Annotated in this window: 2 protein-coding genes and 1 pseudogene (1 of these 3 running past the window's edge); all 3 read right to left on the bottom strand. The window is 66.5% G+C overall.

Going from position 1 to position 15186, the window contains the following annotated elements; genetic code table 11:
• A protein-coding gene (locus OHB12_RS07930) for an SDR family NAD(P)-dependent oxidoreductase (protein WP_327117583.1) crosses the window boundary here: on the bottom strand, window positions 1-5529 show its start. It extends 9522 nt beyond the left edge of the window; 5529 of the gene's 15051 nt are visible here — the first part of the coding sequence; the start codon lies at window positions 5527-5529; its stop codon lies beyond the left edge, outside the window.
• Window positions 5530-5579: 50 nt separating this feature from the next.
• Window positions 5580-5813, bottom strand: coding sequence for a hypothetical protein (locus OHB12_RS07935; RefSeq protein ID WP_327117585.1), 234 nt, complete (start codon window positions 5811-5813; stop codon window positions 5580-5582).
• A 61-nt stretch (window positions 5814-5874) separates the two neighbouring features.
• Window positions 5875-14928 (bottom strand): annotated as a pseudogene (locus OHB12_RS07940) (type I polyketide synthase); the annotation flags it as partial.
• Window positions 14929-15186: the final 258 nt, after the last annotated feature.

The raw sequence follows: 15186 nt of genomic DNA on the forward strand, positions 1-15186 counted from the left end.
AGCCGCGGCGAGAGTGTCCACGCCTGGTGCGAACCGGACACAGCCCCGCACTTGCCGCACCCAGTACTCCGGGTCGGTGACCGCGTCACCGGCGAGCTCACCGGACACGTTCGACACGATCGGCACGCTCGGCGATTCGTATGTAATGTTTTCGGCCACCGACCGGAACTCCGCCAGCATCGGATCCATCCGCGCGGAATGGAAAGCGTGGCTGACCCGCAGCCGATTCGTTTTGACTCCGGTGCCCGACAGCTGCCGCTCGATCTCCTCGATCGCGTCGGCGTCTCCGGACAACACTGTCGATGAGGGGTCGTTCACCCCCGCGATCGACACTCGGTCGCTGAAATCGGCGACGATGTCGGCCGCTCGTTCTTCGCCGATCGCCACGGCGAGCATCGCGCCACCGTCGGGCAGCGCGCCCATCAACCGGCCCCGCGCTGCTACCAGCGCGCAGGCATCCTCGAGCGACCACACGCCGGCCACATACGCTGCCGCCAACTCCCCGATCGAGTGCCCGATCAGCAGATCCGGTGTGACACCGAACGATTCGATCAGCCGGAACAATGCCACCTCGAACGCGAACAACGCGGGCTGGGTGTACTCGGTCCGGTCCAACAACCCTTCGGTGTCGGTGAACATCAACTCCCGCAACGACCGCCCCAACAGGGGATCGAACTGTCCGCACACCTTGTCCAAGGCCGCCGCGAACACCGGAAACGCGCGATACAACCCCGCGCCCATTCCGGCTCGCTGTGCCCCTTGACCGGTGAACAGGAAAGCCGTCTTCCCCGCTGCGATCTGTCCCTCGATGACCGAAGACGACCCAGCGCCCGAAGCCAGAGCCGCGAGACCTGCCAAGAGCTGTTCTCGATCGGCGCCGAGGACCGCGCCACGGTGGTCGAAGTGCCCGCGTGCCTCGATCAGGGAATACGCGACATCGGCGATATCGAGTTCAGGTCGTTCGATCAGCCACTGCCGCAAGCGATCCGCCTGTGCGTGCAGCGCGTCGGCGGATTTGGCCGACAGTAGCAGCGCAACCACGTCGCCGACCATGGTGGGTTCAGAGCCTGCCCCGGTATGCTTTTGGCCGGAGTCGCCGCTGGGGCCGTCGCCGCGCGACATTGCGGTCGAGGGCGCCTCTTCGAGGATCACGTGTGCGTTGGTGCCGCTGATGCCGAACGACGACACCCCGGCACGGCGGACTCGGTCGGAGACGGGCCACGGCTCGGGCTCGGTCAGCAACCGCACCGATCCCGCCGACCAGTCCACATGCGGACTCGGCGCGTCCACGTGCAATGTCTTCGGCAGGGTTTCGTGTCGCAGTGCCGCGACCATTTTGATGACGCCACCGATACCCGCGGCCGCGACCGCGTGGCCGATGTTCGACTTCACCGACCCGATCCGCAGCGGCTGGCCGCGATCGGATCCGTACGCGGCGATCAGTGCCTGGGCCTCGATCGGATCACCCAACCTCGTTCCGGTGCCGTGCGCCTCGACCGCGTCCACATCCGCCGACTCCAAGCCGGCATCGGCCAATGCCGCCGCGATCACCCGCTCCTGCGACGGACCATTCGGTGCGGTCAAACCGTTACTCGCACCATCCTGATTGATCGCGCTACCACGCACCACCGCCAACACGTCATGACCCAAGCGCTGCGCATCCGACAGCCGCTCGAGCGCCAGCACGCCTACGCCTTCGGACCACGTCACACCGTCGGCGGCGGCGGCGAACGCCTTGGACCGCCCATCGGGCGCCAACCCCCGCTGGCGTGCGAAGTCGACGTACAGACTCGGGCTCGCCGACACACTGACCCCGCCCGCCAGGACCAGGGATGCCTCACCCCGGCGCAGCGTCTGGCAGGCCAGATGCAGCGCGACAAGCGACGACGAGCACGCGGTATCGACCGTGACCGCGGGCCCCTCCAAACCGAAAAGGTAAGCAACACGCCCGGATACCACGCTGATCGAGGTCCCGGTCAGGCGGAAGGCTTCGTACTCGCCGCTCACCCCACGCGAGTAACCCGACGAGGAAGCACCGACGAACACGCCGGTGTCGGTGCCACGCAACGAGGCAGGGTCGATCCCCGCGTCCTCCAACGCTTCCCAGGAAACTTCCAACATCAGCCGCTGCTGCGGATCCATCGCGGCCGCCTCACGCGGACCGATACCGAAAAAGCCGGCGTCGAAAGCGCCCGCATCGGAAAGGAATCCACCTTCCCGGCTGTAGACAGTGCCCGGCATGTCCGGATCCGGATCGAACAACCGCTCCAGATCCCATCCCCGGTCCGACGGGAACGGCGTGATCGCGTCCCGGCCCGCCGCGACGAGGTCCCACAACTGCTCGACCGATCCGACACCACCGGGGAAACGGCAGCCGATACCGACGATCGCGATCGGCTCCTCGGAACGAGTCCGGCGGGTCACCCGCCGCACACCGAGTTCCACGCCTTCCAGGCGCGAACGCACCAACCGTGCCACCGCCCTCGGGGTCGGGTGGTCGAATATCAGCGTCGTCGGCAACTCCACCCCGGTGGCCGTCACCAACACATTCCGCAGCTGTTGTCCACTCAGCGAATCGAACCCGAACGCGGTGAACGGCAAATCCGGATGCACGGCCTCCGACGAATTGTGGCCGAGTACCACCGCGGCCTGCTCGGCCACCACCGCGAGCACCAGCGCGTCGCGTTCGTGCTCGGCAACGGCCAACAGCCGTGGCGCCAGCGGACCCGCCGTGACAGCACGCTGCCTTCGGGACGACACCGCGGCGCCCAGCACCGGATGGTCCGGCCGGATCAGCCCGGCACGGCTCACATCGCCCGGCCCCATGCCTGCCACGACCCCCGGCGTCCAGCACTGCCGCCGCTGGAACCCGTAGGTCGGCAGATCCACCCGCGCGGCCGGTGGCGCCAACACCTCCGGTGTGACGTCGATACCGACGCAGTAAGCGTGTGCCAGCGCGGCGGCGAACTGCTGCGGACCGCCATGGCCGCGCCGCAGCGTGCCCAGGACAGCCACGTGGTCGGCTTTGCCGATCGAGTCCGCTGTCAACTCGATCGCTGTGGAAACCACCGGGTGCGGGCTGGTCTCGACGAATACGTTCAGCTCCGAGCGCATCAACGTCTCGATCGCTTCGGCGAACCGCACCCGCTCGCGCAGCCCTCGATACCAATACCCGGCATCCAACCCTGCCGTGTCCACGAATTCCGCGGTCACGGTCGAGAAAAACGGAACCGAACCCGTTCTCGGTCGAATCGGCGCCAACTCCGCCAGCACCCGATCCCGAATTCGTTCCACCGCCACCGAATGCGACGCGTAGTCCACCGGAATCTGCTTGGCCCACACCCCGTCGGCCGCGCATCCGGCAAGAAACTCACTCAACGCGGCCGACTCGCCCGAAACCACGGTCTGTCCCGGGCCGTTCACCGCCGCGACCGACAACCGATCACCGAACACCACCAAACGGTCCGCCACCGCCTCGGCCGCCGAACCGACCGATACCATGCCCCCCGAACCCGCCAACACCTCCGCGACAGCACGAGACCGCACCGCCACCACTCGTGCCCCATCAGCCAACGACAACCCGCCGGCCACCACCGCCGCCGCGATCTCCCCCTGCGAATGCCCGACCACCGCGACCGGCTCCACCCCACCAGCCCGCCACAACCGCGCCAACGACACCAACATCGCGAACAGAACCGGCTGCACCACATCCACCCGATCCAACGACGCCGCACCCGCCTCCCCGCGCAGCACCGCCGTCAACGACCAATCCACGAACGGCGCCAACACCGCCTCACACTCCGCGATCGACTCCGCGAACACCCCACCCGACGCCAACAGCTCCCCACCCATCCCCACCCATTGACTCCCCTGCCCCGGAAACACGAAAACCGCCCGCCGGGACGCAGCACGACCCGTCACCACATAAAGCTCGTCCTTGTCCGGTCCCGCCACCGGATCGACCAACCCCGCCAACCCCGCACTCATCCCAGCGACGTCATACCCGACCACCCCACCCCGCCACTGCAGCGCCGTACGCGAACGCGACAACGAAAACGCCACATCACCGGCACCGGCCTCCGGATGATCGGCCAACCACTCCCGCAACCGAACAGCCTGCTCCCGCAACGCCTCCCGACTCTGCCCCGACAACACCCACACCAGAGGCCGCGAACCATCCGCGGTTGTGGTCGCTTCGCCTGCAGCCGCCGCAGGCGCTTCCTCCAGGATCACATGCGCGTTCGTGCCACCCATACCGAACGACGACACCCCCGCCCGGCGCGGCGCGGCGGTATTGATTGCGGCGCTCGCACGGCCCTCGCGGTTACGCTCGGCTGCCGCTTCGGGCCCACCGCTCGACGCCGCAGTAGACCAGTGCTCCGCCACGGTCTGCACCCGCAACCCGAGCGCGTCGAGCGGGATCCGCGGATTCGGGGTGTGAAAGTTCAGGCTGGGCACCAATTCCCGATACCGCAGCGACAATGCGGTCTTGATCAGACCCGCGATCCCCGCGGCGCCTTCCAGATGTCCGATATTGGTCTTGACCGAACCGACGGCCAACGCCGCGCCCGCGGGCCGCCGGACGCCATAGGTCTCACCAAGAGCCGTCGCCTCCACCGGATCTCCTGCGAGCGTGCCAGTTCCGTGCAACTCCACATAATGTACCGACGCCGGTTCCACGTCCGCGGCCGCCAGCGCCGCCCGAATAACATTCGTCTGCGCCGCCACACTCGGCGCGCTCAACACCTGGCGCGCGTTGCCGCTGTTGACCGCACTACCACGGATCACCGCGTAGATCCGGTCGCCATCGGCGACCGCTCGCGCAAGCGGTTTGAGCACGACAATGCCGCCGCCTTCACCACGCACCGTGCCATCCGCGCGTTCGTCGAACGTATAGCACTTTCCCGACGGCGAGTGCGCGCCGAATTGTTCGTAGCGCTCACCACTCAACGGCGAAAGAATGAGATTCAGCCCGCCCGCCAACGCCACATCGCATTCGCCACTGCGCAGCGATTCGCATGCCAAATGCACCGCGACCAGCGACGAAGACTGCCCACTGTCGACGACGATACTCGGGCCGGTGAACCCGTAGTAATTGGAGATCCGGTTGGCGGCCACCCCCCTGCCGACGGCCGACAACGAATGCCTACCGACACCGGATTTGCCTTGCGACGCCACAATTTCGGCGAAATCGGTGCCAATGCTGCCCAGGAACACCCCTGCACGCGCGCCGTTTCGGTCTCCATAGCCCGCGTCTTCCAACGCCTCCCAGCTCAGTTCGAGACCGAGCAGCTGCTGCGGATCGATCGACCGCGCCTCATTGGGCGGCACACCGAAGAAGTCGGCATCGAATTCCGACGCCGAACCAAGGAACCCGGCCGTCTCATCGATTCCCGGACGGTCGGCAGGAGCCGATCCGACAGCGTCACGACCATCGCGCAGCAACCGCCAGAAGTTGTCGAGGTCGGAAGCGCCCGGCATCCTGCACGACATTCCGACAATAGCGATCTCATTCGCTGATACGACCATGGGATTCCTCTATCTCGCCTCACGGGATGCCAAGAATTTCGATTTCGTGCTCATGAACTTCTCGGCTCGGGGCCGCCGCGCTCCGCGAGCCAGCGTCGTATCTCCTCCGCCGCGGCCGAAGACGCCGGTCCGATGATCGAGAAGTGATCCGCATCGACCTCGACCGTCTCGCCTGTGTGCATCCACCCGGCCATCGGCTCGGCGAGATCCAGCCCGGGCAGCGGCGTCGAAGCCCACCCTCGTTGTCGGCCATCGGTAGAACTCCTGATCGTCTTACTTGCCACGCATTGCGCTTTCGCGCTTGTGTGCGTCAGCAGCCGGGTCGGCCACGGCCATATCCGGGCCGGCCATCGCCCCCACCTTCGCCTCGAGCCAGCGTCGTATCTCCTCCGCCACGACGGTGCAGTTCGCTCCGATAATCGAGAAGTGGTCCGCATCGATCTCGACCGTCTCGCCGGCATGCAGCCACGTGGGCACCCGCTCAATGCGATCCATCCCGGGCAACGGCGTCGAAGCCCGCAGGCTCAACGTCGGCGCGGCGATCGGCGGCACGGATCGCTGTTCGTCGAATATCTGCATGTACTTCGCCATCGCGACCAGGCCGTGATCGTCGATCTCGGTCATTTCGTGTCCGATGTCGAGCACCGTTTCGATCGCACTGACGGTCGCGCGACGACGTTGCTCCGCATCGTCGGGCGCGTAGGGGTCTACCGATATCACCGCCGCAGGGCTGCGCCCGCTCTTCTCGAGGCGATGCGCCAACGCCTGTGCGATCGCACCGCCCGCCGAATAGCCGACAAGAACAACCGGAGCCCCGCCGCCGACGTCCTCCACGGTCGTCGCCAAGCAATCCAGCAACGCATCCAATGATCCAGGCAGCAGCTCCCCGGGGCGGGTTCCCGGCAGGCGCAGCGCGGCTATCGCGCGGTCACGGCCGAGCGCGCGCGCCAGTCGAGCGAACTGGTGCGGTCCGGTACCGACCACGAACGACGGAACGAAGATCAGCGAGGGTCGGGTTGTGCCCCTGCTCAGGGGAATCGGCGTCGGCTTGGCGGGCAACTCGGCGGCGGTGGTGAATGTCTCGGCGAGCTTGGCGCTTTCCAGCAGCATTGGTATCGTGGCGCCGACCTGACCGCGCCGGCGCGCAGCCAGAAAGAGGTTGGTGAGGCCGCCACGCAATGCGGATTCCACGGCGCGGGCTTCCGGCATTCGGAAGCGGAGATAGTCCAGCGCCTGAGTCGTCGGGTGATCGAAGGCGAGCGGGGTGGGCAGCTCGTCCTCGCCTACCACCTGCACCGCGTCCGCAGTGACCGAATGCCCGACACCACCGGCCACGACCGGCGCATCCGCATTCAGCCAATAACGCTGACGTGCAAAAGCGTACGTCGGCAACGACGCCCGAATCGGGGCCCGACCGGCGAACACAGGCCCCCAGTCCACGTCGATGCCCGCGTTGTGGGCGTGCGCGAGAAGCGTCAGCAACTGCGTCACCTCATCGACACCGCGACAGCCCGCGGCCGCCACCAACGACGTCGATCCGAGATCCTCGGGCAGGCACTGCCGGGTCATCCGCGCCAATACCGTATCGGGACCCAATTCCAAAAACCGTCGAACACCCAAGTCCAGCAAGGCGTCGACACCGTGCGCGTAACGAACTGTGTCGCGCACGTGACCGACCCAGTAGCCTGGTTCGGCGAAAGCCGCACCACCGACCATGCCGAACACGTTGGACACCACCGGCAACAGCGCACGGTCGTAACTCAGCCTCTCAGCTACGGCCTCGAATTCGGGCAGTATGGGATCCATTGCGGCGGAATGGAACGCGTGGCCGACCCGCAGCCGTGAGGTCGCGACCTTCTCCGCAGCCAGCATCGTCTCCAACTTCTCGATGGCGTCCTCGTCACCGGAAAGCTCGACCGAGGACGGGCCGTTCACCGCTGCGATCGACAGCTGCCCACCGAACCCGGCGACGACCTGCACCGCCCGCTCTTCAGAAATCGCGGCGGCAAGCATCGCACCACCGGCCGACAACGCACCCACCAACCGACCCCGCGCCACGACCAACGCACACGCGTCGGCCATCGACCACAGCCCCGCCGTGTACGCGGCGACCAGCTCCCCGATCGAATGCCCGATGAGCACATCCGGGATGATCCCGAACGACTCCAGCAGCCGGAACAACGCCACCTCGAACGCGAACAACGCAGGCTGGGCAAACTCCGTCCGATGTACCAGATCCGCACCCGCGGCACCAAAGACGATGTCCTTCAACGAGACACCGGGTAGCAAGGATTCCAACAAACGGTCGAACTCGGCACACAGCTCGTCGAACGCCGACGCGAACACCGGGAACGCCGCATACAACCCGGCACCCATACCGACACGCTGCGACCCCTGGCCCGTGAACAGGAACGCGACCTTCCCCCTGACCGGGGTGCCCTCGGCAACACCCGGCGCAGCCGAACCCGCCGCCAAATCCGCCAACCCCGCAAGCATCGCGTCCCGGTCGCCCGCGACGACTGCCCCACGCCAATCCAGCCGGGCCCGCGTCGTCAACAACGAATACGCCACATTCACCGGTTCCGCCTCCGGATGCACCGCCAACCACTCGCGCAAGCGTGCAGCCTGCGCCCGCAGTCCCTCTTCGGATTTCCCGGATACCAGCAACGGCACCATCGGCGAACCTACGGGCGAATCGCCTGCCGAGACCGGCCCCACCGCGCGTTCCGGTCCGGCCGGTGCCTCCTCCACGATCACGTGCGCGTTGGTGCCGCTGATCCCGAACGACGACACCCCTGCACGGCGTACCCGCTCACCCGCGGGCCACGGCTCCGCTTCGGTCAGCAACCGCACCGATCCCGCCGACCAATCCACATGCGGACTCGGGGCGTCGACATGCAGCGTCCGCGGCAACAGTTCGTGGCGCAACGCCTGCACCATCTTGATCAGACCACCCACACCCGCGGCCGCTTGCGCGTGCCCGATATTCGATTTCAGCGACCCGATGCGCAGCGGCTCCCCGCGCTCCTGCCCGTAGGTCGACATCAATGCCTGTGCTTCGGTCGGATCGCCCAATGGCGTCCCGGTCCCGTGCGCCTCCACCGCATCCACGTCAGCAGACTCGAGACCCGCGTTCGCCAATGCCGCGGCAATCACCCGCTCCTGCGACAGGCCGTTCGGCGCGGAAAGCCCAGTCGACGCACCATCCTGATTCACCGCACTGCCACGGACCACAGCGAGAACGTTGTGTCCCATCCGCTGCGCGTCCGACAACCGTTCCAACACCAATACACCCGCACCCTCCGACCACCCCACACCGTCGGCCGAGGCCGAAAACGACTTACACCGACCGTCCCGCGACAAACCCCGCTGCCGGGAGAACTCCACGAACAGAAATGGCGTCGACATCACCGTCACGCCTCCGGCCAACACCAAGGAGCTATCACCCTGCCGCAGGCTTTGACAGGCCAAATGTATCGCCACCAGCGACGACGAGCACGCCGTATCCACCGTCACCGCCGGGCCCTCCAAACCCAACGTGTACGCCACCCGCCCCGATGCCATACTTCTCGCCGAACCGGTTCCGACGTATCCCTCCGCGATCTGCCCCGCCGCCTTGGCGACCTGCTCGTAGTCCTGATACGAGACGCCAGTGAACACGCCGGTGTCGCTGCCCCGCAGCGACACCGGATCGATCCCGGCATCCTCCAAGGCTTCCCATGACGCTTCCAACAACAACCGCTGCTGTGGATCCATTGCGGCAGCCTCACGCGGGCCGATCCCGAAGAACCCCGCATCGAAATCACCCACACCACGCAGAAAACCACCCTCCCGCGTGTACACCTTCCCGAACCGATCCGGATCCGGATCGAACAAACCCTCCACATCCCAACCACGATCCACCGGAAACTCGCTCACAGCATCCGAACCGGACGCGACGAGATCCCACAACTGCCCCGGCGATTCGACACCGCCCGGAAACCGGCAACTCATCCCCACGATCGCAATCGGCTCATCGGTCCGGATCCGGCGCGCCGGCCGTGCGACGTCGCGGCCGGCATCCGCATCCATTTCGCCGATACGAGATTGCACGAACGCCGCCACCGCCGCGGCGGTGGGGTGGTCGAACACCAGCGCCGACGGCAGTTGCACGCCGATCGCCTTGGCGAGCCGGTTACGGAATTCCAGGCCTGCCATCGAATCGAAGCCGAGCTCGGTGAACGGTGCGGTGGGATCGATCACCTCACTGGAGATATGCCCCAACACTCCGGCGACCTGCTCCCGAACGACCTCGAGCACGATTGCCTCACGCTCGCCCGCCCGGGCAGCGCCAAGCCGTCGCTTCAACGTCCCGCTCGTGTCCGCGGCTCGACGCACCGGCACCGCGACAATCGAATGCAATATATGCGGCAGCGACCCCGCACGCGCCTGAACCGACAGGGCCTCGGTGTCGAACTCCGTCCCGATCACCGCCGGTGCTGCCGCGCCGATCGCATGATCGAACAACGCCAAACCGTCCGCCGTCTCCAACGGCCGCACCCCCATCCGGCCCAGCCGCGCCATCGCCGCACCATCTAAACCGCTGGTCATGCCGACGCCCTGATTCCAGGCCCCCCACGCAATCGAGAGCGCGGGCAAGCCTGCCGCCCGCCGACGCCACGCCAGCGCGTCCAGGAAGGCGTTTGCTGCCGCATAGTTGCCCTGCCCCGGTAAACCCACCACACCCGCGGCCGACGAGAAAAGCACGAACGCGGACAGATCACGATCTTTGGTCAACTCGTGCAGATGCCAGGCGGCATCCACCTTCGGCGCCAGCACCCGATCCACCTGTTCGCCGGTCAAGGTTTCGATTGTGCCGTCGTCGAGTACGCCTGCCGAATGGATCACCGCGCTCGGCGCGAATTCGTTCGGCAACTCCGCCAACAGGGCCGCTACCGCCGCACGATCGCTCACGTCACAGGCCACGACTCGCACCTGCGCACCCGCGGCCGTCAAGTCACTCACCAGCCCGGCCACACCTTCGCCACGCTCCCCCCGCCGCGACACCAGCACCAACCGCCGAACGCCGTATGTGTCGACGACATGCCGAGCCACCACGGCTCCCAAACCAGCGGATCCACCGGTGATCAACACCGCACCCGTACCCAACGGTGACCGCGTCGCCAACGCCGGACGCAGCTGCCGCCGTAACCGCGGCACCCGTAACCGGCCATCGCGCACAGCCAGCTGCGGTTCGTCCGAACCCACCACCGCAGCAACAACATCCACCGTCACGTCCTCATCGACGCCCACATCGACGAGGACGAATCGGCCCGGATATTCGGACTGCGCGCTCCGCACCAACCCCCACACCGCCGCACCCGCCGGATCCGACAACTCGCCCGGCATGCCCATTGCACCCCGCGTCAACACGACCAGTCGCGAGCCGCTCGAACGCTCCTGGGCCTGCCAGGTCCGCAGCAGTTCCAGCGCTGAGTGCACCCACGCGCGGGTCCGCACCGCCACATCATCGTCGTCGCCGCCGATCGAACCGTGCCCGACGGGCGACCACACCACGACCTCCGGCATTACCTCGCTGTCGAGCAATTCCGCAAGGTCGGCACGAACATCGGCCCCCACGACATGACCGGCATCAAGGACCACCATCGACCTCACCACCCCGATGGGCCTGGACGACACCGACACCCATTCGACATCCGACAGCGATGCACGACGACCGAATCCACTGTTGAGCACCTTCGCGTCCACCGGGCGGGCGGTAAGCGACTCGAGGCTGAGCACGGGTGCACCCGCGTGGTCGAGAGCGACGACCCGAACTCGCTCGGCATCCAACCGGACGAGCCGAACCCGGATGGCCGACACGCCAGCACGGTGCAACCGCGCCCCGGTGAAAGAGAACGGCAACGGCAGCCGCCCCGAGGGCATGTCCGACGCCAGCCCCTCGATCGCCGCGTGGAATGCGGAGTCCAGCAACGCCGGATGGATCCCGAACGACAATGCCTGATCACCGGCATCGGCCGGGAGTGATGCCTCGGCAAGCAGATCGTCACCATCACGCCACACCGACCCAACCCCCTGGAAGGCGGGGCCGTAACCGAACCCCAACTCCGCCAGATGGCCGTAAAGCCCGCCGGTCGGCACCGGATCGGCGCCCGCGGGCGGCCATTCTTCGCTCACCGATCCATGCCGTTCCGACTCGATCCACGCGGGAACAGCCGCACCGGCCGGGGCAAGCACGCCGCTGGCATGCGATACCCACTCACCGGCCTCGGAATCCCCATCGGCAACGACACGGGAGTGGATCCCGAACTGGCGTCGGCCCGCATCATCGGCAGGTTCGACCCCGAACTGAATATCGACCGCGGTGTCGTCGGCGAGCTCCAGCGGCTCTTCGAGCAGCAACTCCTCGACGAACTCGGCGCCCAGCCGCGCGCCCGCGGTCAGCGCCATTTCCACGAAGCCGGTCCCGGGCAGTAGCACGGAATCGAACACCGCGTGGTCGGCGAGCCACGGATGGGTCCGCAGCGCTACGCGTCCGGTGAACAGCCATTCGTCTTTTCCGGCGAGTTGCACGGCATTCGTCAGCAGCGGATGCCCGAGCGAGCCGGTCTGGACATCGGTGTTCGGTTGTAGCCAGTACCGCTGGTGTTGGAAGGCGTAGGTCGGCAAAGCCACCCGAGCCGCGGTCGGAGTCAGCGCTTCCGCCGCTACCGCTATGCCGGTGCAGTGGGCGCGGGCCAATTCGAGGGTGATTTGTTCGGGCCCTCCGTGGCCGCGGCGCAGCGTGCCCAGCACGGCTATACGATCGGCCATACCGACGGCCTCGGCTGTCGACTCGACTCCGATGGTCAGTACTGGATGTGGACTGACCTCGATGAACGCGTTCACTCCCGTGTCGATCAGTGCCTCGATCGACTCGGCGAACCGTACCTGTTCCCGCAGCGCCCGATACCAGTATCGGGCGTCCAACGTCCGGGTGTCCAGGTAGTCGCCGACCACGGTCGAGAAGAACGGCACCGAACCCGACACCGGCGCAACCGGATCCAACTCCGCCGATATCCGTTCCCGGATCGACTCGACGGCTGTCGAATGTGATGCGTAGTCCACCGGGATCCGTTTTGCCCACACACCGTCGTCAGCGCACTCGGCCAAGAACTCGTCCACTGCCGATGCCTCGCCTGATACCACCACCTGTCCTGGACCGTTCACCGCCGCCACCGACAGTCGGTCCCCGAACCCGGTCAGACGCCGGCGGACCGTATCGACATCCGAGCCGACCGATGCCATGGCGCCGGAGCCGGCGAGTTGTTCTGCCACAGCCCGGGAACGCAGCGCTACTACCCGGGCACCGTCGGACAGCGAAAGTCCTCCGGCGACAACGGCGGCCGCGATCTCGCCTTGTGAGTGCCCGATCACCGCCGCGGGCTCTACGCCGGTGGAGCGCCATAGCCGAGCCAAGGACACCATCACAGCGAACAGCGCCGGTTGCACCACATCCACTCGCTCCAGCGACGCGGCTTCGGGGTCTGCGCGCAGCACAGCGGTCAGCGACCAGTTCACGAATGGCGCCAAAGCCGCCTCGCACTCCGCGATCGACTCCGCGAACACCCCTCCCGCGGCCAGCAACTCGGCGCCCATTTCCTCCCACTGGCTTCCCTGTCCCGGAAACACGAACGCCACCCGCCGCGTCACAGCACGACCCGACACCACGCCATCGGTGTCTCCGACGGACTCCGCCAACCTCGCGAGCCCGGCTTTCAAGTCGGCCGACTCCCGACCCACCACCGCAGCACGCCATTCCAACTGCGAACGATGCCGCAACAACGAATGCGCCACATCCGCCGCACCCGCCTCCGGATGATCGACCAACCACTCCCGCAACCGATCCGCTTGGGCGTGCAGCGCCTCCTCGGACCTCGCCGACACCAGCAACGGCACCACACTCGCCACAGCGGCAGGAACCGCGTCGGCGCGCGCGGTCCCGTCGACGGACGGAGCAACCGCCGTCGGTGCTTCCTCCACGATCACGTGCGCGTTGGTGCCGCTGATCCCGAACGACGACACCCCTGCACGGCGTACCCGCTCACCCGCGGGCCACGGCTCCGCTTCGGTCAGCAACCGCACCGATCCCGCCGACCAATCCACATGCGGACTCGGGGCGTCGACATGCAGCGTCCGCGGCAACAGTTCGTGGCGCAACGCCTGCACCATCTTGATCAGACCACCCACACCCGCGGCCGCTTGCGCGTGCCCGATATTCGATTTCAGCGACCCGATGCGCAGCGGCTCCCCGCGCTCCTGCCCGTAAGTCGACATCAATGCCTGTGCTTCGGTCGGATCGCCCAATGGCGTCCCGGTCCCGTGCGCCTCCACCGCATCCACGTCAGCAGACTCGAGACCCGCGTTCGCCAATGCCGCGGCAATCACCCGCTCCTGCGACAGGCCGTTCGGCGCGGAAAGCCCAGTCGACGCACCATCCTGATTCACCGCACTGCCACGGACCACAGCGAGAACGTTGTGTCCCATCCGCTGCGCGTCCGACAACCGTTCCAACACCAATACACCCGCACCCTCCGACCACCCCACACCGTCGGCCGAGGCCGAAAACGACTTACACCGACCGTCCCGCGACAAACCCCGCTGCCGGGAGAACTCCACGAACAGAAATGGCGTCGACATCACCGTCACGCCTCCGGCCAACACCAAGGAGCTATCACCCTGCCGCAGGCTTTGACAGGCCAAATGTATCGCCACCAGCGACGACGAGCACGCCGTATCCACCGTCACCGCCGGGCCCTCCAAACCCAACGTGTACGCCACCCGCCCCGACACCACACTGCCCGCCGAACCGATACCCGCGTATCCCTCGGCGACCGGACCCGCAGCCATGGACTTGTGCTGATAGTCCTGGTACATCACACCGGCGAAGACGCCGGTGTCGCTGCCCCGCAGCGACTCCGGATCGATCCCGGCATCCTCCAAGGCTTCCCATGACGCTTCCAACAACAACCGCTGCTGTGGATCCATTGCCGCAGCCTCACGCGGACCGATCCCGAAAAACCCCGCATCGAAATCACCCACACCACGCAGAAAACCACCCTCCCGCGTGTACACCTTCCCGAACCGATCCGGATCCGGATCGAACAACCCCTCCACATCCCAACCCCGATCCACCGGAAACTCGCTCACAGCATCCGAACCGGACGCAACCAGATCCCACAACTGCCCCGGCGATTCGACACCGCCCGGAAACCGGCAACTCATCCCCACGATCGCAATCGGCTCATTGAGCTTTTCCCGCAGCTGTGTCAGATCGTCGCGAGTCGTCAGGAGCTCCACAGTGACCTTTTTCAGGTACTCCATCATGCGTTCGGACGAATCGCCAGTGCTTGTGTCCATGTCTCACATCCAGTGGTATTTCGAAGTTGCCAAAGCCGCCCGGTGGAGCGAGCAGCGACGCAGGCCCACCCCAGCTACGTTTTTCGTTCGGGTGTCGATGACAAGGCGGCGAGTCGAAGAGTCGGCCGGCCACGGCCAGTTCTCGGCGCAAAGTGTCGCAGCCCAGCAACCGCGGGCGCGCGATGTATCGGGAAGCCATCCGCCATCGATTGCCATTCGACCGAGTCGGAACCAGAAAGCTGCAACGCTCGCAAAAAA

Origin of the sequence: Nocardia sp. NBC_01730 (assembly GCF_035920445.1) — a bacterium.
In the GTDB taxonomy this organism is placed as follows: Bacteria; Actinomycetota; Actinomycetes; order Mycobacteriales; family Mycobacteriaceae; genus Nocardia.